Annotated in this window: 18 protein-coding genes, 1 rRNA gene, 4 pseudogenes and 1 riboswitch; of the genes and pseudogenes, 7 read left to right on the top strand and 16 right to left on the bottom strand. The window is 46.9% G+C overall.

Features of this window, described 5'->3' with window-relative positions:
• Positions 1 to 13 precede the first annotated feature (13 nt).
• The 14 genes and pseudogenes from dcuC to GKR74_RS07740 all read right to left on the bottom strand — a co-directional run bounded on the left by dcuC (position 14) and on the right by GKR74_RS07740 (position 14,447).
• The gene (dcuC, locus tag GKR74_RS07805) at positions 14 to 1,387 is read right to left on the bottom strand and encodes a C4-dicarboxylate transporter DcuC (RefSeq protein ID WP_154603148.1); all 1,374 of its coding nucleotides are present in this window, start codon (positions 1,385 to 1,387) and stop codon (positions 14 to 16) included.
• Positions 1,372 to 2,637, bottom strand: a pseudogene (gene pepT, locus GKR74_RS07800) (peptidase T). Before pepT ends, dcuC begins: the two are co-directional and overlap by 16 nt.
• 570 nt (positions 2,638 to 3,207) lie before the next feature.
• Positions 3,208 to 4,329, bottom strand: coding sequence for a 2-iminoacetate synthase ThiH (thiH, locus tag GKR74_RS07795; RefSeq protein ID WP_154603146.1), 1,122 nt, complete (start codon positions 4,327 to 4,329; stop codon positions 3,208 to 3,210).
• 2 nt (positions 4,330 to 4,331) lie between these two features.
• A pseudogene (locus GKR74_RS07790) lies at positions 4,332 to 5,096 on the bottom strand (thiazole synthase); the annotation flags it as partial.
• A 2-nt stretch (positions 5,097 to 5,098) separates the two neighbouring features.
• Positions 5,099 to 5,299, bottom strand: coding sequence for a sulfur carrier protein ThiS (thiS, locus tag GKR74_RS07785; RefSeq protein WP_154603145.1), 201 nt, complete (start codon positions 5,297 to 5,299; stop codon positions 5,099 to 5,101).
• A complete protein-coding gene (locus GKR74_RS07780) occupies positions 5,287 to 6,045 on the bottom strand; it encodes a HesA/MoeB/ThiF family protein (RefSeq protein WP_154603144.1) in 759 nt (252 codons plus the stop codon). The genes thiS and GKR74_RS07780 overlap by 13 nt, the downstream gene beginning before the upstream one ends.
• Positions 6,014 to 6,712: pseudogene (thiE, locus tag GKR74_RS07775) on the bottom strand (thiamine phosphate synthase). The gene GKR74_RS07780 and the pseudogene thiE overlap by 32 nt, the downstream one beginning before the upstream one ends.
• Complete coding sequence (thiC, locus tag GKR74_RS07770) at positions 6,696 to 8,663, bottom strand: phosphomethylpyrimidine synthase ThiC (RefSeq protein ID WP_154603142.1); 1,968 nt, start codon at positions 8,661 to 8,663, stop codon at positions 6,696 to 6,698. The pseudogene thiE and the gene thiC overlap by 17 nt, the downstream one beginning before the upstream one ends.
• A gap of 147 nt (positions 8,664 to 8,810) precedes the next feature.
• A riboswitch (TPP riboswitch) is annotated at positions 8,811 to 8,923 on the bottom strand.
• 201 nt (positions 8,924 to 9,124) lie between these two features.
• The gene (locus GKR74_RS07765) at positions 9,125 to 9,802 is read right to left on the bottom strand and encodes an HAD family hydrolase (protein ID WP_154603141.1); all 678 of its coding nucleotides are present in this window, start codon (positions 9,800 to 9,802) and stop codon (positions 9,125 to 9,127) included.
• Between the two features lie 32 nt (positions 9,803 to 9,834).
• Entirely contained in the window at positions 9,835 to 10,851 is a 1,017-nt protein-coding gene (locus tag GKR74_RS07760; RefSeq protein ID WP_154603140.1) for an ABC transporter ATP-binding protein, read from the bottom strand.
• Positions 10,824 to 11,663 (bottom strand): annotated as a pseudogene (locus GKR74_RS07755) (ABC transporter permease). Before GKR74_RS07755 ends, GKR74_RS07760 begins: the two are co-directional and overlap by 28 nt.
• Positions 11,650 to 12,552, bottom strand: coding sequence for an ABC transporter permease (locus tag GKR74_RS07750; RefSeq protein ID WP_154603138.1), 903 nt, complete (start codon positions 12,550 to 12,552; stop codon positions 11,650 to 11,652). The pseudogene GKR74_RS07755 and the gene GKR74_RS07750 overlap by 14 nt, the downstream one beginning before the upstream one ends.
• The gene (locus tag GKR74_RS07745) at positions 12,552 to 13,370 is read right to left on the bottom strand and encodes an alkaline phosphatase family protein (RefSeq protein ID WP_154603137.1); all 819 of its coding nucleotides are present in this window, start codon (positions 13,368 to 13,370) and stop codon (positions 12,552 to 12,554) included. Before GKR74_RS07745 ends, GKR74_RS07750 begins: the two co-directional genes overlap by 1 nt.
• A 24-nt stretch (positions 13,371 to 13,394) precedes the next feature.
• Complete coding sequence (locus tag GKR74_RS07740; protein WP_154603136.1) at positions 13,395 to 14,447, bottom strand: ABC transporter substrate-binding protein; 1,053 nt, start codon at positions 14,445 to 14,447, stop codon at positions 13,395 to 13,397.
• A gap of 226 nt (positions 14,448 to 14,673) precedes the next feature.
• On the opposite strand from GKR74_RS07740, the gene nudC reads away from it, so the two are divergent.
• The 6 genes from nudC (at position 14,674) to GKR74_RS07710 (ending at position 19,274) form a co-directional block, all read left to right on the top strand.
• A complete protein-coding gene (gene nudC, locus GKR74_RS07735) occupies positions 14,674 to 15,462 on the top strand; it encodes an NAD(+) diphosphatase (RefSeq protein ID WP_154603135.1) in 789 nt (262 codons plus the stop codon).
• An 88-nt stretch (positions 15,463 to 15,550) separates the two neighbouring features.
• Positions 15,551 to 16,615, top strand: coding sequence for a uroporphyrinogen decarboxylase (hemE, locus tag GKR74_RS07730; protein ID WP_154603134.1), 1,065 nt, complete (start codon positions 15,551 to 15,553; stop codon positions 16,613 to 16,615).
• A 137-nt stretch (positions 16,616 to 16,752) separates the two neighbouring features.
• Positions 16,753 to 17,424: a deoxyribonuclease V gene (nfi, locus tag GKR74_RS07725; protein ID WP_154603133.1), complete on the top strand. Its 672-nt coding sequence runs from the start codon at positions 16,753 to 16,755 to the stop codon at positions 17,422 to 17,424.
• Positions 17,425 to 17,498: 74 nt separating this feature from the next.
• Entirely contained in the window at positions 17,499 to 18,086 is a 588-nt protein-coding gene (locus GKR74_RS07720; RefSeq protein WP_036953566.1) for a YjaG family protein, read from the top strand.
• Positions 18,087 to 18,285: 199 nt separating this feature from the next.
• On the top strand, positions 18,286 to 18,558 hold the full coding sequence (locus GKR74_RS07715; protein WP_006657071.1) for an HU family DNA-binding protein: 273 nt from the start codon (positions 18,286 to 18,288) through the stop codon (positions 18,556 to 18,558).
• A 32-nt stretch (positions 18,559 to 18,590) separates the two neighbouring features.
• The gene (locus GKR74_RS07710; protein WP_154603132.1) at positions 18,591 to 19,274 is read left to right on the top strand and encodes a DUF1481 domain-containing protein; all 684 of its coding nucleotides are present in this window, start codon (positions 18,591 to 18,593) and stop codon (positions 19,272 to 19,274) included.
• 237 nt (positions 19,275 to 19,511) lie between these two features.
• On the opposite strand, the gene purD is transcribed toward GKR74_RS07710, so the two are convergent.
• Together purD and purH are read right to left on the bottom strand one after the other, a co-directional pair.
• Positions 19,512 to 20,798 carry a phosphoribosylamine--glycine ligase gene (gene purD, locus GKR74_RS07705; RefSeq protein ID WP_154603131.1) on the bottom strand — a complete coding sequence of 429 codons (1,287 nt, stop codon included), beginning with the start codon at positions 20,796 to 20,798 and terminating at the stop codon, positions 19,512 to 19,514.
• Positions 20,799 to 20,813: 15 nt separating this feature from the next.
• Positions 20,814 to 22,403 (bottom strand): bifunctional phosphoribosylaminoimidazolecarboxamide formyltransferase/IMP cyclohydrolase, encoded by a 1,590-nt coding sequence (gene purH, locus GKR74_RS07700; protein ID WP_154603130.1) that lies wholly within the window; start codon positions 22,401 to 22,403, stop codon positions 20,814 to 20,816.
• Between the two features lie 643 nt (positions 22,404 to 23,046).
• Here purH and GKR74_RS07695 point away from each other — a divergent pair.
• Positions 23,047 to 24,587: ribosomal RNA gene (locus GKR74_RS07695) — 16S ribosomal RNA — on the top strand.
• The last annotated feature ends 43 nt before the right edge of the window (positions 24,588 to 24,630 follow it).

Here is a 24,630-nt window from a genome sequence, read left to right as displayed (position 1 = left end):
GATAACAGTAGATTTAGTAGAAGATGCCGATAATTGCGCAGTGAGCCACAAAGCCCACCATCAACGGTATGGCAGTTCGTTTCACCACATCGAATGGCTGAAGTTTGGCACCACTGGATACGGCGATTATCACCCCCGAAACCGGAGACATGCCGCGCCCCATATGAGAAGCCTGCTGCATTGGCAGGATCATCGCAATTGGGTTAACCCCCATGCTGTGTGCAATTTGAGGGATCAATTCCACGAATGCTAAGAATGGTGCGTTACCAGAACCCATAATGATTGCGGCAGCTAAGGTGACTAAGGCGAACACAATCGCCATTGCAAACGGTGGTAAACCAACGGATTCAGCGCCAAGGATTAACTGGTCGATGGCACCACTGACTTTGATCCCGTGAGCAAACACGCCCGCAGCGACTAACAGCCCGACTACGTTACTGAACGCATGCCCCATCCCATTCAAAAAGGTTTGAAAGCCATTACACACTTGCTTGAAGTTACGTACTCGGATGGTTTCCAGTACCATACAAATCGCCATAGCAATCAGTACGATGGTCACAACATCGAGATGAACTCCCTCAAAGAACAGGTTGGAAGAGCCGACCGCCATAATGATTGGCAGCATCGGTAAAATGGCATAGTAGCCCGGTACCGATTTGGTTGTTGCTTCTTTGTCGTGAGACTGGACTGCTTTACCGATTTCAGGGACGAAACCCTGTTTTCGGTCACAATGACGTTGCCAGAAAATATGGGTAATACCGACCACTAGCACCGTGGCTAATGCCGCAGGCCCTTGGTAGTAAAGGACATATTCAACGACAGACATATCAACGGCTTTCGCACCACGGATAGCATCAATCGCGGTTGGTGTATAAGCAACCCCAAGGGATGTTGCGATAACCCCAGCGGCAGAGGCAGGAGAGAGTCCCAAACCAATCATAATTGGGAACATCGTACCCATTAACAGCACGGCTAAGCCTGTCGCCGATGGAATAGCTAACTGTAAGATACTCGCTAACAAGAATGAGAAAAATAGCAGCACATAAGGCGAGCGCATATTTTTCAGAGGCTTAGTTGCAACACGTACCACGGCTTCGTTGGCACCGATATGATCCATATAGTGAGCAAAACCCATTAATGCCATGATCATCAGACCAAGATCAGCAGCACGGCTACTAAATAGGTCGCGCATCACTTCAAACGGATCAAGCCAAGTAATGCCCGTGGTTGCGACGCTTTTCGGTAGGATCGGACCCCAGCCTAAGGCTAGAGTGAAAATCATCAATGCCAAACCCGCAATTAATAACACGGGTTCAGCTTTGTATCCCTTCAAAATAAAGCGAGCAACCAAAACAACGATAATCAGAACCGTTAGAATTGGGATCATGCTTTAGCTCCTGGCTTGAAACGTTCAGCCGTAATTTGTACCACTTGTTTTAAAACATCACTGGCGGCATACAGGGATTTCACTGGCAGATATTCATAAATCGAGTGGAAGTTATGAGCACCGGTGAAAATATTCGGGCAAGGAAGTCCATTTTGTGAAAGCGCGGCTCCATCATAGCCTCCACGCATTGGGATCACTTTTGGCGTAATACCACAAGCTTCATAAGCGGCGTGGGCAATATCGATTGGATAACGGTTTTCACCTTGTAAGCTGTTGAACACGTTTGAGTAACGGTCAGCTAAAGTGCAAGTGACACTTTCTGGTCCCCATAAGTCTTCACAGTGACCCGCTAATTTTTTCAGGAATGCCATACGAGCGCGGTAGCCCTCTTCGGTGAAGTCACGCACATCCATTTTCAGCACTGTGCGAGCGCTGTTACCGGACATCTGCTTAACCCAGTAATAACCTTCACGGTTTTCGGTATATTCAGGTGCTTCGCCGCCTGGCAGCATCGCGATAAATTTCTGTGCCATTAGCAGGGAGTTCACCAGTTTGCCTTTCGCGGACATTGGGTGAGCTGATTTACCTGTAAAGACGATTTCAACATCCCCAGCGTTCCAGTTTTCATACACCAACTCGCCAATACCGCAGCAGTCTAATGTGTAGGCAAAATCGGCACCAAACTCTTTCACATCAAATACTTTCGCGCCGCGTAGACCTTGTTCTTCATCCGGAACGAAGCCCACTTTGATGTCCCCGTGTTTGATGTCTGGGTTTTGTTTAAAGTACTGCAACATATCCATTATCGAGGCGATAGCCGCTTTATCATCAGCGCCTAACAGGCTGGTACCGTCGGTGACGATGATGTCATCACCAAGGTAATTTTCTAATTCTGGGAACTCACTTTTACGCAGGTAAATATTGAGTTCTTTGTTCATGCAAATATCTTCGCCGTTGTAAGGCAAAATTTGCGCTTTGGTGTCGTTAGTTTGTTCTGCGCTGGTATCTAAGTGACCGAAAAATGCCACTGTAGGCACTTTGTAATCAAGGTTGGAAGGCAGTGTTGCGGTCACGATAGCCGTATCACGTAGTTTGATATCCTGTAAGCCTAAGCCTTCTAACTCTTGAACTAACTGTTTGGCAAGAACGCGCTGGCCTTCAGAGGATGGCATGATGCCTGCGGCGCCTTTTTCCCTATTCGTGGTGGTGTTAATTTTTGTATAAGAAATAAAACGGTCAACAATATTCATTATTCTCATTCTCCAGCATCATCGTGATGCATTATTTTTATACTTTCATTATTGCAATGAAGACAAACATCACTTCGTTGCAATATTCTTTTATCATGAATAACGACAAAATAAATATCTGACCAGTTATTTTTTTGACTAAAGACACAGAGTGATTAAAAAAGAGGAATAGAAGTGGCAATATTTAATTATTAAATTAGAATATGCATCACAAAATACTCAACGGAAGATTAATTTATCTAGTTGATATAAATAAAGTATTTTTGGTTGGTTACCGCTGGTTATATTTAATGCTAGATATTCAACTTTCCTAACTTAAATTGTTATTTAACGAAGATAATAAAAATTTAAAATTCAGTTATACTATTATCATAATGTCATCGTAGTTTAAAAAACTATTAAAATATTTTTTAAATATTATTAATATTTTAATTCAGTCAGACTAATGACGTATTCTTTTAGTTTTTGTGATCAGATTAATATTATTATTTAAAAATCAAACGTCATATTCTCCAAGTTCCATTTAATGGGAAATATTCTATTCAATATTTCCCATTGAAAATGGAACCGTTAACGTCCTAAGTAGCCATCCCAATCTTTCCAAACAGGTTGTAGCCCTGCTTGCACTAAGGCGTGGGCGACTTGTGCAGCACTGCGGTTATCGTGGGGCGAGAACTGCTCTAACTCGGTTTTCGAATCCGCATAGCCTCCTGGTTGAGTTTTAGAGCCCGCACTGACACTGTTAATCGCCAGTGGTACCACATGATCCCGAAAATAAGGGGATTCTCGGGTGGACAGCGACAATTCCACAGTCGGGGCAAGCAAGCGAAATGCACAGATTAACTGAACCAGCTCCGCATCCCCCATCAGTGAGGCGGGCTCGATTCCCCCTGCACAAGGGCGTAGGCGTGGAAATGAAATGGAATAGCGGCTCTGCCAATAGTATTGCTGCATATACAGCAGATGTTCTGCCACCATATAACAATCCGTTCGCCAGCTACTGGAAAGCCCAATTAATGCTCCCAATCCAATTTTATCAACACCCGCTTGGCCAAGGCGCTCTGGCGTTGCTAATCGCCAATGAAAATCCTGTTTTTTGCCTTTTAAATGATGAAGTTGATAAGTCGGCTCATGGTAGGTTTCTTGGTATACCATCACGCCATCTAATCCCAAGGTTTTTAGCTCGCGATACTCTTCGGTTGATAAGGGTTGAACCTCCATCATGAGCGAACTGAAATAGGAGCGGATCACTGGAATATGGCGGCGAAAATAGTCCATTCCGACTTTGGTTTGATGTTCACCCGTTACCAAGAGCAAACTGTCAAAACCGATTTGGCGGATGGTTTCACATTCACGGACAATTTCGGCGTCATCGAGGGTTTTGCGCTTAATGCGGTTGCTCATCGAAAACCCGCAATAGGTACAGTCATTGGCACATAAATTGGAAAGGTACAGAGGAACATAAAATCCAACAGTATGACCAAAGCGTTGACGTGTTAAGCGCTGCGCCTTTTGTGCCATCGGTTCGATGTAATGCCGCCCCGCAGGGGAAAGTAGCGCCATAAAGTCATCGAGAGTCAATGTATCACTCTGTAATGCTTGCTCTACATCCGCGGCGGTTTTGCTATTGATCTGTAATGTGAGATCGTCCCAATCCAGCTGTTCCCAACGCTCCCGAAAGCTTTCAATCATTGCAGCGCCTCCAAAAATTGAGTCAGAGGGCTGGATGCCTCTGCTCGCTGTTTGGGTGCCGCAAGCCCACTTTGACGAGCGAGTTGTGCCGCTTCAACTGCCATTTTAAAGGCTTGTGCCATTAATACGGGCTGTTTAGCGACAGCGATGGCTGTATTGACTAGTACCGCATCAGCCCCCATTTCAATGGCTTCGGCAGCGTGGCTAGGGGCACCAATTCCTGCATCCACCACCACGGGTACATTGGCCTGTTCGATGATAATTTGCAGCATCTCCTTGGTCACTAAGCCTTTATTGGTACCAATTGGCGCGCCGAGAGGCATCACCGCCGCGCAGCCCACTTCTTCCAGTCGCTTACATAACACGGGATCCGCGCTGCAATACGGCAACACGACAAACCCTTCTTTAACCAGTTGCTCTGCGGCGAGTAACGTTTCAATAGGATCTGGCAATAAGTAACGGACATCGGGATGGATTTCGAGTTTTACCCAATGAGTGCCGAGGGCTTCACGAGCGAGACGTGCGGCAAAAATAGCTTCTTGGGCATTCTTCGCGCCGGACGTGTTGGGAAGTAACTTAACTCCCAACTCTTGAAGTGGCTGCAAAATACCGTCATCTTGCCCGCGTAAATTAACGCGCTTCATCGCCATGGTCACCAGCTGGCTACCCGATGCTTGGATGGCTTGCTGCATTAATGTTGGATTGGCAAACTTGCCTGTTCCAGTAAATAAACGTGACTGAAAAGTGACATCAGAAATTTTTAACATCATTAACCCCCTGCGATAGCTTGAAACAGCAGAATGTTGTCTTGTTCATTCAAAAAATGGCTCTCCCACTGGCTTTTGGGAATGATTATTTGGTTAATCGCCAGTGCTGAGCCGGATGTACTTTGCCCGAGTTGTGTTAATAGCTGGTGGACGGTTATGGGCGATTCAACCTCCATCGGCTGGTCATTGATTATGATATGCATGTAGCTTCTCGGCAGACGGGACACTGTTTTGATCGAGTGAGTTGCAAGGTATTCCATTGCTGCTGCTTTCCATCAAACAGGCGCAGTTTTCCACTTAACGGAGAGGGTAACCCCACCAGCAATTTGATGGCTTCCAACGCTTGTAACGTGCCAATCACACCTACCACTGGCCCCAATACTCCCGCTGTGCGGCAGTTACGTTGAGGCTCTTCTTGGTCGGGATACAAGCAGGCGTAGCAGCCCGATTGAAAAGGCGGCTCAAGCACCATCAATTGCCCGCCAAAGCCAACGGCACTGCCACTGACGAGCGGGATATTGCTAATGACGCACGCGGCATTGACCGCATGGCGAGTGGCCATGTTGTCACAGCAATCCAGCACCAAATCCACCTGCTCCACTAAGGGAAGCAAACTTTCAGCATCCAGCTTTTGTTGGAAAATGTGCATCTTGGTATGGGGATTAAGCCGCTTTAAACGCGCTGCGGCCAGCTGAGCTTTCGACTGGTTAATATCCTGTGTGTCATACAGCACTTGGCGCTGCAAGTTAGACACATGCAGGTCATCATGATCCGCTATCCATAATTCACCGACACCCGCCCCCGCGAGATACAAACTTGCAGGGGAGCCTAGTCCACCTAAACCGACAATCAATACCTTGCTCTGTTTGAGTTTTTGTTGCCCTTCAGGACTGACATCCTCAAGCAGCAATTGGCGGCTATAACGCATAAATTCGAGATCATTGAGCATGGTCGTTTTCCTTTAAGCGAGAGGTCGATTCAACCAGATCCAGCAATGTTCGTGTTGCACTTTGCCAATCATCGGCTTGGGTGATGGCACTGACAACCGCTACACTGCCAACGCCAGTGGCAAGCACCGCAGGTACGCGGTCAATGGAGATCCCACCGATGGCCACGGTCGGATAGTCTGGCGTCTCCTCTACCATCTGCTTTAACGCCTCTAAACCTTGTGGCGAGGAGGGCATCTGCTTGGTCTGGGTTGGGAAGATATGCCCAAGGGCGATATAAGACGGACGCACGGTTTTGGCAATCGCGACTTCATCAGGATCGTGGGTGGAGATCCCCAACCGTAGCCCAGCTTGGTGAATAGCAACTAGGTCGGTGGTTTCCAGATCTTCTTGCCCTAAGTGTACGCCATAGGCGCCCAGCTCTATGGCTAAACGCCAATAGTCATTAATAAATAATCGGGCGTTATGCTGCTTGCCAAGCGTTATTGCTTGCTGAATTTGATCGCGAACTTGGTGGTCTTGCTTGTCTTTGATGCGCAATTGCAAGGTGGAAACACCTGCATTTAGCAGGCGTTCAATCCATTCAATAGAATCCACAACCGGATATAGACCGAGGCAATGCTCGGTCGGTGGAAATGGACTTTTTGGGAGATTAAGCGTTTTGTTCATCACTCACGACCTCAGCAATCTCAGTCCCATGATAGAGTTCGCTACCGTGAGCACGGAATGCTTCCGACATCTGCTCCATACCCGCTTCCTTTTGTGCAGCATAGTCACGAACTTCTTGGGAAATTTTCATGGAGCAGAATTTTGGTCCACACATAGAGCAGAAGTGGGCGATTTTCCCTGACGCTTGCGGCAAGGTTTCATCGTGATATTTACGAGCGGTTTCAGGGTCTAGGGCGAGGTTAAACTGGTCTTCCCAACGGAACTCAAAACGCGCTTTGGACATCGCATTATCACGAATCTGCGCCCCTGGATGACCTTTCGCGAGGTCAGCCGCGTGGGCAGCAATTTTATAGGTGATCAGCCCCTGTTTGACATCTTCTTTGTTCGGTAAACCAAGGTGCTCTTTTGGCGTCACGTAGCACAGCATTGCACAACCAAACCAGCCAATCATCGCCGCGCCAATACCGGAAGTGAAGTGGTCATAGCCCGGAGCGATATCGGTGGTTAGGGGGCCTAAAGTATAGAATGGCGCTTCGTGGCAATGCTCTAGCTCTTCGGTCATATTGCGGCGGATCATCTGCATTGGCACATGCCCCGGGCCTTCAATCATTACCTGCACATCGTATTCCCACGCAATTTTGGTTAGTTCACCTAAGGTATGCAGCTCTGAGAATTGCGCTTCATCGTTGGCATCTTGCACAGAACCCGGACGTAACCCATCTCCAAGAGACAGCGATACATCATAAGCGGCGCAAATTTCGCAAATTTCACGGAAATGCTCATACAGAAAGTTCTCTTGGTGGTGGGATAAACACCATTTCGCCATGATAGAGCCGCCTCGGGAGACAATGCCGGTCAGGCGCTTCGCCGTCATTGGCACGTAGCGCAGTAAAACCCCAGCGTGGATAGTGAAGTAATCTACCCCTTGTTCGGCTTGTTCTAGCAGGGTATCGCGGAACATTTCCCAAGTGAGGTTTTCAGCAACGCCGTTCACTTTTTCGAGGGCTTGGTAGATAGGCACGGTACCAATTGGTACTGGGCTATTACGTAAAATCCATTCGCGGGTTTCGTGAATATAGCGACCAGTGGATAAATCCATCACCGTATCTGCGCCCCAGCGAGTAGACCAAATCAGTTTTTCCACCTCTTCCTCGATGGATGAAGTCACCGAGGAGTTACCGATATTCGCGTTCACTTTCACTAAGAAATTGCGCCCGATAATCATCGGCTCAGATTCTGGATGGTTAATATTCGCAGGGATGATAGCGCGACCCGCAGCCACTTCTTGGCGTACAAATTCCGGCGTAATATTTTCTGGCAAAATAGCACCGAAGCTTTGCCCTGGATGTTGTTGCCTTAAAACTTCGCTGCGAATACGTTCACGCCCCATATTTTCACGAATGGCGATAAATTCCATTTCAGGGGTCACAATGCCTTGGCGAGCATAATGCAACTGAGTGACGCATTTGCCTGTTTGCGCTTTCAGTGGTGCAGGGCGATTATTAAAGCGCAGGTGGTCTAAGCCCGCATCCGCTAAGCGCTGCTGGGTAAAGTCGGAACTTAGGTTTTCGACGGCAACGGTATCGGCGCGTTCACTGATCCACGGTGCACGGATTTTTTTCAATCCTTTGTGAACATTGAGTTCAGAAGCTGGGTCGCCGTAAGGGCCTGAAGTGTCATACACAGGAACGGCTTCGTTATCTTCAAACTTGGGATTATCTTTGTCACCGCCGATAAGTGTCGGGGAGAGCTGGATTTCGCGCATGGGAACTTGGATGTCGTCCCGCGAGCCTTGCAGGTAAATACGTTCAGAGTTAGGGAATGAAACACCGGAAAGGGTATTGATAAAGTCTTCTGCGGCGTCACGTTGCTCTTTTCGAGTGCGTGCTGGCGCAGCTTTAGGGGAAATATCGGTACTCGGTATAACTGAATTATTAGCATTATTGGACATAGCAATTTCCTGACATCGTCACAGGCTATAGGGCGTAAAGCGCCAATAGCGGGTTTATCGAAAGAAAGTTGCTTGTCTGGAGTTCGGAGGAGTAATGGTAAGGCGTTGCGGCTAGTTTTTCGCCAAATAAATAAGCGAAAATTGCGCTGAATGATTACTCTTGTTCCCTTCGCGGGTATTAACCCGATCAGGTTCCGCGGATCCCGAATTAACGGTCTCAGCCTGATGCATATGCATACTAGGCACTCCGACAAGAGTTAATCAGTATAGAGTTTCCCCGCCATTCTTCAAGCGATAAGTGCGTTGGCTTCTCTCGGCTACCCTAGTCACATACTTATGTATGCTCCTAGGGATATCCTCGCTTGCCGCCTTCTTCTAGCTTGAATAATTTAGGGGAAATCAGTGTATTAGGTAAAAAAACAAAACCTAGAAATTAAAAATTAAAGATTAAAAATGGGGTTTTACAAATTCCACGAATATTGCGGCCAGTGATTTTCGTTGGCGGCTTGGAGTAGGCGCGGGTCGCCGTTGATGATGAACGTCTCATCGGCGAAATGACACATTGGTAAGTCATTGGCGGAATCGGTGTAGAAATAAATATACGCATCGGTGATGGGCTGGTGGGCGATCCACTGAGTTAAACGCTTAACTTTGCCCTCTTTGAAGGTCGGGATGCCATCGACTTCGGTGGTGTAACAGCCATTTGAACGCTTAATATCAATACCCATCGTGACATCGGCGCCAAGGCGATCCGCTACCTTCTTCACGATAAAGGTAACCGTTGCGGAGATCACAATGATCGGGATCCCTTGAGATCGATATGAGGCGACGGTGCTTAGTGCGTTAGGGTAAATGCGCGGAATGATAATGGTATCCACAAAATCATCCAACCACTCATCGACTTGCTCTGTCTTGATGCCAGCAAGGGTCTGCAAACTAAACTTTAAGTAAGTCACCATATCCAAATTGCCCGCGTTGTATTGTGCCATCATCTCTTTATCGGCTTCGACAAAACGCGGGTCGGTAATGATTTTCTTATCCCATAAATATTGCGTCCAAAGTACGCTGCTATCGCCACGGATCAGGGTGTCATCGAGATCAAAAATCGCTAATTTGGTTTGTGTAGATGGGTTTTGCATGGGGTTCCTTTCACTGACTAGCTTATCGTTGACTAGCTTAGAGCTCGAATTTCATTTTTATTAAACATTAACTCAAGGCGTGTGCCTGGCTCAAATAAACGCTCAGATGAGCGGTTGAGCAAGTCCACGGTCATATCCCCCGCAGGCGTGTTCACGCTATAGCGAATGATATTCCCTAAAAGCTGGTGGTCAAGGATCACGGCATCCACAGGCGCCGAAATATGGTTGCCATATTGCCGTCCCACTTCGCGAACATAAATGGATTCAGGGCGAATGGCTAGGGTGCCTTGTAAATTCACGCCCAGCATCCCATTGGCTTTTTCAGCGTCCACCAGATTGTAGTGCCCCATAAACCGAGCCACAAATTCAGTAGCCGGCTGAGTATAGATATTTTCCGCAGTATCGCTTTGGATAATCGAGCCTTTGTTCATTAAGAAGATGCGGTCAGACATAATCATCGCTTCGTCTTGGTCGTGGGTGACGAAAATGGTGGTGAGCTTCAGCTCTCGCTGAATTTCACGAATTTGCTGGCGTAAATGTTTACGAATACGGGCATCAAGGGCGGATAACGGCTCATCGAGGAGTAAAATTTGCGGCTTCATCACCAATGCGCGAGCAAGAGCAACACGCTGGCGTTGACCACCCGAAAGCTGGTGCGGATATTGGTTCTCTTTGCCTTGTAATTCCACCATATCGATGACTTCCGCCACGGCTTTATCTCGCTCATTGGCGGGTATCTTACGCATTTTCAACCCAAACGCGATGTTTTCAGCCACCGTCATATTTGGGAATAGGGCGTAGCTTTGGAATACCATGCCCACGCCGCGCTGTTGAGCTGGCTGCTGGGTGATATTCTGGCGGTTGATATACAGCTCCCCGCTGTCGGGTTGTTCAAGCCCGGCGATACAACGCAGTAACGTGGATTTTCCGCAGCCACTTGGCCCCAATAGCGTAATAAATTCCCCTTGCTCAATCGTAAACTGGATATCGGAGAATACTTGGTTCTGACCAAAGGATTTTGTTAGGTTTTCAGCAATGACGTAGCTCATCGTTCATTTCCCTCACGATTCAAGCGCGTTGCTAACCAAGTCAGCAGCAACGTAAATAGGAAGTAAGACATCACTAGCGCAGAGGTAAAGTGTCCGCTAGTTTGGCGCATATTAAACAGATAGATCTGCAAGGTTTCGAAGCGGGTTCCCACTAAGATATTGGCGAATACGAATTCTCCCATTAAGAATGAGAAGGAAATCAGTAAAGAAACCAATAACCCTTTACGGATATTTGGCAGGACTATCATTAAAAAGGCTTTAAAGGTGCTGGCGCCGAGTAGGTGTGCAGCATCCATTAAGTCATGCAAGTTGATCCCTTGAAAGCTATTCGCCAGCGCGCGGTACATAAATGGCAACGTAATGGTGAAGTAGGTGCCAATTAAGATCCACGGGGTACCGACCAACATAAATGGCTCATCAGCAAAGATTTGCAGTAAACCGACTGAAGAAACCACGGGTGGGATCGCAAAGGGGAGAATAATAAGTAAATCCATCAACCCTTTGAGTTTTGGAAAGCGATAAAAAACGGCAAAAGTCATTGGCAAAATGACCAGTACGCTGATCAGCAATGTGCCAAAGCAGATCAGTAGCGATCGCCCAAATGCCATTAAAAAGCGCGGATCTTGCCACAGTTGTAGATACCACTTGATGGATAGGGCATCAGGCATAATCGTCGCACCCCATGAGCTCGAAATGGAGTAAATAAAAGTGGCGATAATTGGCAGCGCAAGAATGGCGGCAACGGTGCCGAGAACCATTTTATGAAACAGTAAGCTCGGTGCTTTTGGGCTACGAATATTAGGATTTAGCATGGTAGCTCCGCTTTAATAGCCAGTGGTGGATGGCGGTGATAAACCCGAGGATCGCAATCAGCACCACGGACAGCGCGGCTGCCATATTTGGCTCTAAGAACAGGTCGCCAGAGACAAGGCTAGCGATGCGGATAGTGACTAAGTTGTAGTTTCCACTGGTGAGTGCGTAAGTACTGGCATAAGCGCCAACAGCATTGGCAACCAAGATAATAAATGTGCCTAACAGTGCAGGGGAAATGACAGGGATGCCTACTTTCAGCCAGTAAGTTAATTTGCTGGCACCCATGGTTTTGGCCGCATCTTCCCATTCAGGTTTGAGTGCATCGAATGCAGGATAAAGCAGTAAAATACCAAGCGGGATTTGGAAGTAGATATACAGCAGCATCAAGCCACTGGCGCTGTAAATATTAAAATCATCAATCCATCCCCAGGCTTTAAGTTGCAGGGTAATCGCCCCGTTAAAACCTAAGATAATAATAAATGCGAAAGCTAATGGGACGCCGCTGAAGTTGCTTGCCATGGTGGTAAACGAAATCATGAAATTGCGCACTTTGCCTTGCATTTTGTAGATAGAAAATGCCGTTACGCAGGCGATCAGCAAACCAACAAAGCTACAAATTAGCGATAGCCATAGGGTGTTTTGAAACGCTTGTAGGTAGAAATCATTGGAGAAAATTTCAACGTAATTTTCAAAAGACCACGCTTCTTCGTAGACAAAACTGTTGAAGAGTACCCAAATCATCGGGGCGATTTGAAACAGGCAAAACAGCACAATAAACGGCACGATTAACAGTGCGGCACGCCAGTGAAAATGTACATTGGGCTTGTTAAACATCGTTAAGCCTCTCTCTTGCTGGCGGGGCTGGTCGTTGGCTGGGATATCCGCCATTAGCGACCTCCTGCTAATAAATCATGGCATACAGTTTTGTCTGTGAATGGCGCACCCAGTAGCTGGCAAACGGTGCCACAAATCGCCGTTTGTTCCATCGGAACGTCGGGGCGATGAGAGAATGCGCTACCAATAGTCAACAGCGGAACTGTACACTCTTCCGGCAAAATACCACCGTGGCTACGGTCGTTATTCATTCCGTGGTCGCTGGTGATGATGATTTGGTAGCCCTGCTCTATCCACATCGGTAAGTAATGGGATAAATAAATGTCTGCTTTGCGAGCCGCATTGCGATACTGGGACGAGTCAAATCCAAACTTATGCCCTGCATCATCGATATTCATGGGGTGGATCAGCAAAAAATCGGGGTCGTGCTGGGTGCGTAGATATTCTGCATCCATAAACAGGTGATCATCAGGGTAGTGGTCTGCTTGGTAGAAGCAACCATGCTGAATCGGTAGCTGTTTATCATGGGTAAATCGGTCGCGGTTCGCCTCAAATGGCGCGTGGTTATACAGCTCACTGACCCAATAGTAAGCTGCCGCTGCGGTGGTTTTTCCGGCTTGGTGAGCCAGTGAAAAGATGTTCTCGAAGTGAGAAAGTCGCACCACATCGTTGTTGACGATGCCACTTTGAACCGGAGGAATACCCGTCAAAATGCATTCGTACAGCGGGCGAGACATGGATGGGAGCTCACACTCCATTTTATAAAGTGTTGCTCTATCGGCTTTGATAAGACCATTGAGATAGCCCATACATTGATGGGCTACTGAATAACTTAAACCGTCGAGAACAACAAGTATGACTTTTTCAGACATCAGACTGTTGATTCCTAATTGCGATTATTGCTGGTGAATTAATACTTGCTGCTGCCACATTTTCGGTAAGTTGCGTGATGACTTTTCCCAGCCTTCAGCATCTTTAATCGGGTGAACATTTTTGTATTGCTCATCTGGCAGTAATTTGGCTTGGATATCCGCAGGCAGTGTCAGGTATTGAGCACGAATTGGGCGCGCATAACCTTCTGCAAGGTTGATTTGTCCTTTATCACTGAAAATAAACTCGCGGGCTAATTTCGCGGCATTTGGGTTTTTAGCAAATTTATTGATGATGGTGGTGTAGCCGGAGATAACGCTGCCATCGGATGGGATCACCACAATAAAGCGGTCGCGGTTGATTTGGTCACGGTAGTTCAGTGCGTTGAAGTCCCATAAAATGCCCACTTCCACTTCGCCTTTTTCGATGTTGGCAACCGTTGGGTCATTGACGGATAAACGCTTCTGTTTTGCTAATTCGCCAAAGAATTCAATGGCAGGCTTCAGGTTATTTTCATCACCACCACGAGCAAAAGCGGCAGCCAATACGGCGTTGTTGGCTTGTGCAGCAATGCCTACATCCCCAACGGTGACTTTGTATTTTCCTTTAAGTAAATCATCCCAGCTTTTTGGTGCGTCTTTAACTAAGTCTTTATTGATCATAAACGCGATAGTGCCGGTATAAGCCAGCGCCCAATGACCGTCTTTATCTTTTGCCCAGTCCGGTACTTGTGACCAAGTGGTCGGTTTGTACGACTGAGTCACACCTTTTTGCACAGCAACAGGGCCGAAAGATGCGCCGACATCACCGATATCTGCGGTGGCGTTATTTTTTTCAGCAGCAAACTTTGCAATTTCCTGCGCAGAGCTCATGTCTGTATCTTGATGCTTTAAACCGTATTCTGTCGATAAATCCTGCCATGTGCCTTTCCAGTTCGCCCATGTATCAGGCATCCCGACGCTATAAACTTGGCCTTCTTTCTTTGCAGCTTCGATAAGTTGGGTTAAATCGCTGTCAGCCGCAAATGCCATTTGAGACGCACTGAGTGACAGTAAAATTGCAGGTACGATAGCTTTCATCTTGTTTCTCTCTGTAAGAGTCGCCGTATTGGTTAGTTGGCATGCTAATTATTCGAGATGACAATGAATTGACAGTTGTGTGACACTTTTTAGATGCTGTGACTTTTAAATGTCTAAAAAGTGTCAAAATCGTGAAAGGGTAGTGACGAATCAAACGGTTGTATGACAATCTATAAAACAAGCGTATCTTTAACCGCAACTCAGCGTGCTGAAATAGAGAAACAGAATGAATAAACACACATTAGCAGGAACCGAAAGCGGCTGGTGGTTTGTCTGCTTTGCGGGGCGGTTGTGGTTGCCCCAAGGTGATGTACCTAGAGGTGCTGCACAGCAGTTTGGATTAACGGGAAAACTCGCGACTCCGATCGGTGAGTGGCAAGGGGAAATTGTCTGGCTGATTGCTGAAAAAATGTCATCGGATATGGCTTCGCCTCGCGTGGTCGCTTCCCAAGATGAAGGGCTATTTCGCCTCGCAGGGCGTGGTGTACAGCTCGCGGAATTTTATCGCTCTCATCGTTACTGTGGATATTGCGGAACGGCGATGCGCCATAGTTCAACGGAATGGGCGTGCCTGTGCGACCACTGCCATGAACGTTATTATCCACAAATTGCCCCATGTATTATCGTTGGTATACGCCGCGATGATCATATTTTGCTGGCACAACACCGTCGCCATTCACAAAATCCGCTGTTCACAGTGCTGGCAGGGTTTGTGGAAGTGGGGGAAACCTTAGAAGAGGCGGTGGCTCGCGAAGTGATGGAAGAGAGCCATATAAAAGTACGCAATATTCGTTATGTCTCTTCCCAGCCTTGGCCATTCCCACACTCGCTGATGATGGGCTTTTTAGCGGATTATGATAGTGGGGACATTCAAGTAGATCCTAAAGAGTTAGTGAGCGCTAACTGGTATCACTATAACTCACTGCCGCTGATCCCGCCGGGAGATACAATAGCTCGGCGATTAATTGAAGATAGTGTGGTGCTATGTCGTCAATTTGATGAAGATAACCACTAATTGCGCTGGCGCTGATATTGTTTCCCTTTGCTGGTATAATATGGCGCCTTAGCCATTTGCGGCGGCCACAATAATAATGGAGTAAATAATGACTGAGTTGAAAAATGACCGCTATCTACGTGCGTTGCTACGCCAGCCTGTAGATGTGACCCCAGTATGGATGATGCGTCAAGCAGGGCGTTACCTACCAGAATATAAAGCAACTCGTGCAGAAGCTGGTGATTTTATTGCTTTGTGTAAAAATACGGAGTTAGCGTGTGAAGTCACATTACAGCCACTTCGTCGTTTTCCATTAGACGCCGCAATTTTATTCTCTGATATTCTAACCATTCCTGATGCAATGGGGCTGGGTCTTTATTTCGAAACAGGGGAAGGTCCTCGTTTTGAAAGACCAGTAGCAAGCGCTGCCGATGTTAAAAATATCCCAATTCCCGATCCAGAAATGGAACTGGGCTACGTGATGGACGCAGTTCGTGCCATCCGTAAAGCCTTAAATGGTGATGTACCACTGATTGGTTTCTCGGGTAGCCCGTGGACATTAGCGACCTATATGGTTGAAGGTGGCAGTAGCAAAGCGTTCACTAAAATCAAAAAAATGATGTATGAAGACCCAAAAACGCTGCATTTGCTGCTGGATAAGCTGGCAGATAGCGTGATTTTGTATCTGAATGCTCAAGTGCGTGCTGGCGCACAATCCCTGATGATTTTCGATACGTGGGGCGGCGTATTAACTAAGCGTGATTATCTGGAATTCTCCCTGCGCTATATGCACAAAATTGTCGATGGCTTAATCCGCGAAAATGATGGTCGTCGTGTACCTGTGACCCTATTTACCAAAGGTGGCGGTCAGTGGTTAGAAGAGATGGCGGCAACAGGCTGTGATGCGCTAGGTTTGGATTGGATGACCGAAATCGCAGATGCTCGTCGCCGTGTTGGTGACAAAGTGGCGCTGCAAGGCAATATGGATCCTTCAATGTTATATGCGCCACCTGCGCGTATTGAGCAAGAAGTACAGCATATTTTAGCGGGCTTTGGTCAAGGTGAAGGGCATGTCTTCAATTTAGGTCATGGTATTCATCAAGATGTAGCGCCTGAACATGCGGGTGCGTTTGTGGACGCGGTTCACCGTTTCTCTCGTCAATATCACCAATAGCCTTTCATTCCCAATAGCGGCGTCACTTTGCAGTGATTTGCCGCTATTTGTATCTCTGATTTAAGCGATGTATTTACAGGATCTTGTAAGTGCATCATTATCATCTATGATTAATCCTTATTAATAATGGTTCCGTGATGGCAATTGATACTCAGCAGTTGCGACAACAGCAGGTAGAGCTAGCTCAACAAGTCATTTTGCATGATGAGTTTGTCCCGCCGCGTTTTATTGGTGGTGCAGATGTCGGTTTTGAGCAAGACGGCACTGTGACTCGCGCAGTGATTGTGGTGCTTTCATGGCCTGAGCTGCAATTGGTGGAGTATCAAATAGCACGGATCCCAACTCAATTACCCTATATACCCGGGTTGCTCTCGTTTCGTGAAGTCCCAGGATTAATGGCTGCGTGGGAAAAAATCCAACATAAGCCCGATTTAGTGCTGGTGGATGGTCAAGGTATTGCTCATCCGCGGCGTTTTGGGGTGGCTTGTCATTTTGGATTATTGGCCGATGTCGCGACGATAGGGGTAGCAAAAAGCCGTTTATGTGGTGATGTTGTCGAACTCAATGCTGAACCTGAAAGTGTCGAAATGTTGAAAGCGGCTCAAGAGCAATTAGGGTGGGTTTATCGCAGTAAGAAACGCTGTAATCCTTTATATCTTTCTCCGGGTCACAAAGTCAGTTTTATTTCCTCGCTAGAGTGGGTAAAACGGTGTATTCAGGGGTATAGATTGCCAGAACCGACCCGTTTTGCTGATGGAATCGCTTCGAATCGCACATTTTTTAAGCGAATGAATGAGAAAATTGGCTAATTATCAGCAAAATATGTGGCATTGGCAGATTTTCAGGTAAACTGCGAAGTATTGAGATTGATGAGTCAGAAATTATGTTAAGAAATCCTATTCATTTGAGGTTAGAGAAACTAGAAAGCTGGCAGCATATGACCTTCATGGCATCCCTGTGCGAGAGAATGTATCCTAATTATCAAATGTTTTGCCAGCAAACTGAATTTGCTGATGCGAAGGTTTATCGTGCCATCCTTGATTTAGTTTGGGAAACCTTGGTTATCAAAGATAGCAAAGTCAATTTCGACAATCAGTTAGAGAAGTTAGAAGAAATTATTCCAGTCGCCGATGACTTCGATATGTACGGTGTTTATCCCGCTATCGACGCTTGTATTGCTTTAGGTGAACTCATTCATGCAAAACTGAGTGGTGAAACCCTTGAGCACGCAATCTTAGTCAGTGAAGCATCGATTCGTACTGTTGCTATGCTTGAAATGACTCAAGCAGGGCGTGAAATGACCGATGAAGAGCTAAAAGTGGTGCCTGCTGTGGAAGAAGAGTGGGACATTCAATGGGACATTTTCCGCTTATTAGCCGCTTGCGAAGAACGAGACTTAGAGTTAATTAAAGGATTAAAATCTGACCTCCGCGAAGCGGGTGTCAGCAATATCGGCATTACTGTCGCGTAAATTTTGCACTTTTAAGTGCGAAAACGTGACTTAAAGCAGTAATGCTGTGTACTAAGACTTCACATTTACCCCTACTCTGTTCTACATTTAGGGGCGAGAAGAAGTGGCTATCGGGGGCGTGTATCAGGGGCTGTCTATCTGGCATATCCGACGCACTCGATGCTTTGCAAACGATAAACACACTGTGTAAGGATAATTTATGAACAAGACTGAATTAGTTGATGCTATCGCAGAATCAGCAGATCTGACTAAAACTCAAGCTAAAGCAGCTTTAGAAGCAACTCTGAGCGCAATTTCAGATTCTCTGAAAAGCGGCGAAGCAGTACAACTGGTCGGTTTCGGTACTTTTAAAGTTAGCCACCGTGCAGCTCGTACCGGTCGTAACCCACAAACTAAAGCAGAAATCCAAATTCCTGCAACAACTGTACCAGCATTCTCTGCCGGTAAAGCACTGAAAGACGCTGTAAAATAAGTACATTGTCTACGAGAATTATCAGAGGGGGTATGAAGTTACCCCTTTTGTTTATTCGCCAAAGGTTGCTGGTGTTGGGAGCAGTCTCAATACTAAGCGCCTGTTCTTCTAATTCGCCTCGACTCCCTGAGTTTAGTGCCAGCGGATTTATTGCCGATGAAGGCGTAATTCGAATGTGGAGACTGAATGATGCGAAGAGTCAGCCGTTGGTCTTAATGGTGGTGTATAGCCCCTATAAACGAACCGACACCTCCGTCAATTTCTTCGAATATCGTGATGGCAAATTGTGGCAAATCCGCAGCCAAGTCCTCAATCAAGGGGATAACAACATCACGGAACAACTGCGCTTTAGTAAAGATAATGAAATTGTGTTTATGCAGCGCGCGCAAAATAATATCAAAACCCCGCTTTCCTCTGATGAAATTAGCCGTTGGCGCTTTGAAGCTGACCGTATCTTGAATATTAATACCGCACTGATTGTGGGGGGCGTAGAGCTACATCAAGGGTATTGGAAGCAAGGTAAAATCACCACTTGTGATGGTGAACAGCGCGATGTTACTTTCGAACCGTATGCACAGAAATGGCTTGATGATAGAGCCAAAGTCTGGACGAAAGAGCTGAATTTGGCGTGGCTGGAGTCACCAGAGGGAAGTCAGCTTTTGATGGTGGCGGATACTAATTTTTGCAGCTGGCAACCTTCTAAAGATTCGCTCTAATCTCACCGCTCGTCGTCTTTCAAATCCTAGCGTTGTTGGCTTCGGTGACTTAACCCAGTCACATAGTTATCTATGCTCCTGGGCATAAGTAACCTCGCCGCCTAGCTATGCTTCGAAATACTTAGAGCCATTGGCTGGGTGAAGGTCAAAGGTAAAAACAAGAAACAGAAAAGCAAAAAGCTGATAAAAGTTTCCTCTTATCAGCTTGTGGGTTATTTGCTTCTATTATTTGTTCTATTACTTGATGCGGGCGATGGCACGGTAACCGATATCGTTGCGATAGAAGCTGCCAGACCAATTGATAGTCTTGGCAACTTCGTACGCTTTAGCTTGGGCTTTTGCGATGTCATTACCTAACGCAGTGACACACAGAACGCGTCCGCCGGCAGTGACGACTTCGCCTGCTTGGTTTAGCTTGGTACCTGCGTGGAACACTTTGCTATCAGCTGCTTCTGACGTTGGTAGACCCGAAATCACATCACCATTGCGATAATCACCTGGATATCCACCTGCCGCAATCACGATACCTAGCGCTGGACGTTCATCCCACAGGGAATCTTTACCTGCGAGTTCGCCTTTAGCACCCGCTAAACACAGAGCGACTAAATCAGATTGTAAGCGCATCATAATTGGCTGAGTTTCTGGGTCGCCGAAACGGCAGTTAAACTCGATAACTTTCGGATTGCCCGCTTTATCAATCATCAAACCTGCATATAAGAAACCTTGATAACGGTTCCCTTCCTGATCCATTCCTTTAACGGTTGGATAAATGACTTGCTCCATAACACGTTGATGAACCGTATCTGTCACCACTGGCGCTGGGGAATATGCACCCATACCGCCAGTGTTTAAGCCAGTATCGCCATCGCCAACACGTTTATGGTCTTGGCTGGTTGCCATCGGAATGACATTCTCACCATCCACCATGACGATGAAACTCGCTTCTTCGCCATCAAGGAACTCTTCGATAACGATACGATGACCCGCATCACCGAATGCATTGCCAGCTAGCATATCATGGACGGCATCTTTAGCTTCTTGCAGCGTCATCGCCACAATCACGCCTTTACCAGCAGCCAAACCATCAGCCTTGATAACGATAGGTGCGCCAACTTTATCTAAATAAGCCAAAGCGGGCTCAATTTCCGTAAAGTTTTCATAAGCTGCGGTCGGAATGCTGTGACGCGCTAAGAAATCTTTGGTGAACGCTTTAGAACCTTCTAACTGCGCAGCACCTTGAGTTGGCCCAAAAATGGTTAAGCCAGCTTGCTTGAATGCATCAACCACACCGATAACCAATGGTGCTTCAGGGCCTACGATGGTTAAACCGATTTGCTTGTCTTTGGCAAATTGGAGTAAGCCATCAATGTCAGTTGCTGAGATATCGACATTTTCCAGAGCAGGTTCCAGTGCAGTACCCGCGTTACCCGGCGCAACATACACTTTATCAGCTAATGGAGATTGTGCGGCTTTCCATGCTAAAGCGTGCTCGCGGCCGCCACCACCAATAATCAGTATATTCATAGAAACCCCTAGCAATTAGTGACGGAAGTGACGCATGTTAGTGAAGATCATTGCGATGCCATGTTCATTCGCAGCGGCAATTACTTCATCATCACGAATAGATCCACCTGGTTGAATAACGCAAGTCACGCCTACAGAGGCAGCGGCATCGATGCCATCGCGGAATGGGAAGAATGCATCGGATGCCATTGCACAGCCTGCGACTTCTAAACCTTCATCAGCAGCTTTGATCCCTGCAATCTTAGCAGAGTACACACGACTCATTTGGCCTGCACCAATACCGATAGTCATGTCATTCTTAGAATAAACAATCGCATTTGATTTCAAGAACTTAGCCACTTTCCAGCAGAACAGTGCGTCTTTCAATTCACGCTCAGTTGGCTGGCGTGTGGTCACGACGCGTAAATCTTCCGCTTCGACCATACCTAAGTCACGATCTTGAACCAGTAAACCTCCATTCACGCGTTTGAAATCTAAACCAGCAACAGGCTTGCTCCACTCACCACACACCAGAACGCGTACGTTTTGCTTGGTAGATAAAGAAGGTAATGCATCTTCAGCAATAGAAGGGGCAATGATCACTTCAACAAATTGGCGTTCAATGATGGCTTCTACGGTGGCTTTATCTAATTGACGGTTAAACGCAATGATGCCACCGAATGCTGAGGTTGGATCAGTTTTGAATGCTTTATCATAAGCGGCATGGATATTGTCACCAATGGCAACGCCACAAGGGTTGGCATGCTTAACAATGACGCAGGCAGGCTCATCGAAAGATTTAACACACTCAAGAGCGGCATCAGTGTCTGCGATATTATTATAAGAAAGTGCTTTACCTTGAATTTGGTTCGCAGTGGCAATCGACGCTTCTTTTGGATTTTCTTCTATATAGAAAGCCGCGTCTTGATGGCTGTTTTCGCCATAGCGCATATCTTGCTTCTTAATGAAGTTTAAATTCAGGGTACGAGGGAAACGACCTGATGGCTGAGTAGTATCACCGTGATATGGCGCGACCAGCTCACCAAAGTAGTTAGCAATCATGCTGTCATAAGCGGCAGTGTGCTCGAATGCTTTAATAGCTAAGTCAAAGCGTGTTGACCAGTTCAGGGAATTTTCGTGGTTATCCATCTCTTCGATGATTTTGTCATAGTCATTACTGTTAACCACGATAGCCACGTCTTTATGGTTCTTCGCTGCGGAGCGAACCATAGTTGGGCCACCAATATCGATATTCTCAACGGCATCTTCTAATGTGCAGTTTGGTTTTGCGACGGTTTGAGCAAATGGATAAAGGTTCACAACCACCATATCAATAGGTGCGATGTTATGCTGCTGCATGATGGCATCATCTTTACCGCGACGACCTAAGATCCCACCGTGAACTTTCGGGTGCAGAGTCTTAACGCGACCATCCATCATTTCAGGAAAACCGGTGTAATCTGAAACTTCAGTGACCTTAAGGCCTTGCTCTGCTAATAATTTAGCGGTTCCACCGGTAGAAAGCAGTTCAACACCACGGTGAGAAAGCGCCTTAGCGAATTCAACAACCCCTGTTTTATCAGACACACTAAGCAGGGCACGGCGAATAGGACGAAGCTGTTGCATGAGATAGATCCCTTGGATTTGGATAAAGAAGCAATATCTATATATAAGTCACTAACAATTTCAGAGCATCAAAATAAAATCAATGCCGAATTTTCGCGCTAATTGTAGCGCAAACGTTTGCGTAATGCGCGAACTATTTTCACTATTTTTTCAGTCTGTGGATAAATCTGTGTGTAAGTGGGTATAAATAGGGGTTTTGCTGTGGAATGCAGCAGTTGAACTAAAAACCGTAAAAAATCTTAAAAAAAGGGTTGCAGGATTTCTGCGACTCCCTATAATGCGCATCCACTGACCGGGAACAAGCCAACGCAAAGCGCGATGGACACTGAACTGGCAGCGAGAGAATCTGAAAAGATTAAGCAAAAAAAATGCTTGACTCTCACTGGGGAAAGCGTAATATACGCCACCTCGCGACAACGACCTAAGTTGATAAAAACTGAGTCGAATTTCTCAAGAAATGTCGCACCGCTCTTTAACAATTTATCAGACAATCTGTGTGGGCACTCACAGGACACTATCAAAAAATATTTGATTTTAAGTCTTGAAGAGTGACTAACACGTTAATTCATATATATGAACTAATAGGTAATTTGGTTTCTTCGGAAATCAAACGACAGTAACATTCTTTGAGCATCAAGCTTTTTAATTGAAGAGTTTGATCATGGCTCAGATTGAACGCTGGCGGCAGGCCTAACACATGCAAGTCGAGCGGTAACAGGGGAAGCTTGCTTCTCGCTGACGAGCGGCGGACGGGTGAGTAATGTATGGGGATCTGCCCGATAGAGGGGGATAACTACTGGAAACGGTAGCTAATACCGCATAATCTCTAAGGAGCAAAGCAGGGGAACTTCGGTCCTTGCGCTATCGGATGAACCCATATGGGATTAGCTAGTTGGTGAGGTAATGGCTCACCAAGGCGACGATCCCTAGCTGGTCTGAGAGGATGATCAGCCACACTGGGACTGAGACACGGCCCAGACTCCTACGGGAGGCAGCAGTGGGGAATATTGCACAATGGGCGCAAGCCTGATGCAGCCATGCCGCGTGTATGAAGAAGGCCTTAGGGTTGTAAAGTACTTTCAGTTGGGAGGAAGGCGTTGATGCTAATATCATCAACGATTGACGTTACCAACAGAAGAAGCACCGGCTAACTCCGTGCCAGCAGCCGCGGTAATACGGAGGGTGCAAGCGTTAATCGGAATTACTGGGCGTAAAGCGCACGCAGGCGGTTGATTAAGTTAGATGTGAAATCCCCGGGCTTAACCTGGGAATGGCATCTAAGACTGGTCAGCTAGAGTCTTGTAGAGGGGGGTAGAATTCCATGTGTAGCGGTGAAATGCGTAGAGATGTGGAGGAATACCGGTGGCGAAGGCGGCCCCCTGGACAAAGACTGACGCTCAGGTGCGAAAGCGTGGGGAGCAAACAGGATTAGATACCCTGGTAGTCCACGCTGTAAACGATGTCGATTTGGAGGTTGTTCCCTTGAGGAGTGGCTTCCGGAGCTAACGCGTTAAATCGACCGCCTGGGGAGTACGGCCGCAAGGTTAAAACTCAAATGAATTGACGGGGGCCCGCACAAGCGGTGGAGCATGTGGTTTAATTCGATGCAACGCGAAGAACCTTACCTACTCTTGACATCCAGAGAATTTAGCAGAGATGCTTTAGTGCCTTCGGGAACTCTGAGACAGGTGCTGCATGGCTGTCGTCAGCTCGTGTTGTGAAATGTTGGGTTAAGTCCCGCAACGAGCGCAACCCTTATCCTTTGTTGCCAGCACGTAATGGTGGGAACTCAAAGGAGACTGCCGGTGATAAACCGGAGGAAGGTGGGGATGACGTCAAGTCATCATGGCCCTTACGAGTAGGGCTACACACGTGCTACAATGGCGTATACAAAGAGAAGCGACCTCGCGAGAGCAAGCGGAACTCATAAAGTACGTCGTAGTCCGGATTGGAGTCTGCAACTCGACTCCATGAAGTCGGAATCGCTAGTAATCGTAGATCAGAATGCTACGGTGAATACGTTCCCGGGCCTTGTACACACCGCCCGTCACACCATGGGAGTGGGTTGCAAAAGAAGTAGGTAGCTTAACCTTCGGGAGGGCGCTTACCACTTTGTGATTCATGACTGGGGTGAAGTCGTAACAAGGTAACCGTAGGGGAACCTGCGGTTGGATCACCTCCTTACCATTGAAGTGTACTTGTGAAGTGCTCACACAGATTGTCTGAT

The organism is Providencia sp. wls1914 (assembly GCF_009706645.1).
GTDB lineage: Bacteria > Pseudomonadota > Gammaproteobacteria > Enterobacterales > Enterobacteriaceae > Providencia > Providencia zhijiangensis.
Note: the sequence above shows the minus strand (reverse complement) of the source record. Positions and strands in the feature narration are given on the sequence as shown.

Coding starts and splice junctions, on each gene's coding strand:
- dcuC (WP_154603148.1), bottom strand. CDS start 1,387: ATGATCCCAATTCTAACGGTTCTGATTATCGTTGTTTTGGTTGCTCGC.
- thiH (WP_154603146.1), bottom strand. CDS start 4,329: ATGATTGAAAGCTTTCGGGAGCGTTGGGAACAGCTGGATTGGGACGAT.
- thiS (WP_154603145.1), bottom strand. CDS start 5,299: ATGCATATCATAATCAATGACCAGCCGATGGAGGTTGAATCGCCCATA.
- GKR74_RS07780 (WP_154603144.1), bottom strand. CDS start 6,045: ATGCTCAATGATCTCGAATTTATGCGTTATAGCCGCCAATTGCTGCTT.
- thiC (WP_154603142.1), bottom strand. CDS start 8,663: ATGTCCAATAATGCTAATAATTCAGTTATACCGAGTACCGATATTTCC.
- GKR74_RS07765 (WP_154603141.1), bottom strand. CDS start 9,802: ATGCAAAACCCATCTACACAAACCAAATTAGCGATTTTTGATCTCGAT.
- GKR74_RS07760 (WP_154603140.1), bottom strand. CDS start 10,851: ATGAGCTACGTCATTGCTGAAAACCTAACAAAATCCTTTGGTCAGAAC.
- GKR74_RS07750 (WP_154603138.1), bottom strand. CDS start 12,552: ATGGCGGATATCCCAGCCAACGACCAGCCCCGCCAGCAAGAGAGAGGC.
- GKR74_RS07745 (WP_154603137.1), bottom strand. CDS start 13,370: ATGTCTGAAAAAGTCATACTTGTTGTTCTCGACGGTTTAAGTTATTCA.
- GKR74_RS07740 (WP_154603136.1), bottom strand. CDS start 14,447: ATGAAAGCTATCGTACCTGCAATTTTACTGTCACTCAGTGCGTCTCAA.
- nudC (WP_154603135.1), top strand. CDS start 14,674: ATGAATAAACACACATTAGCAGGAACCGAAAGCGGCTGGTGGTTTGTC.
- hemE (WP_154603134.1), top strand. CDS start 15,551: ATGACTGAGTTGAAAAATGACCGCTATCTACGTGCGTTGCTACGCCAG.
- nfi (WP_154603133.1), top strand. CDS start 16,753: ATGGCAATTGATACTCAGCAGTTGCGACAACAGCAGGTAGAGCTAGCT.
- GKR74_RS07720 (WP_036953566.1), top strand. CDS start 17,499: ATGTTAAGAAATCCTATTCATTTGAGGTTAGAGAAACTAGAAAGCTGG.
- GKR74_RS07715 (WP_006657071.1), top strand. CDS start 18,286: ATGAACAAGACTGAATTAGTTGATGCTATCGCAGAATCAGCAGATCTG.
- GKR74_RS07710 (WP_154603132.1), top strand. CDS start 18,591: ATGAAGTTACCCCTTTTGTTTATTCGCCAAAGGTTGCTGGTGTTGGGA.
- purD (WP_154603131.1), bottom strand. CDS start 20,798: ATGAATATACTGATTATTGGTGGTGGCGGCCGCGAGCACGCTTTAGCA.
- purH (WP_154603130.1), bottom strand. CDS start 22,403: ATGCAACAGCTTCGTCCTATTCGCCGTGCCCTGCTTAGTGTGTCTGAT.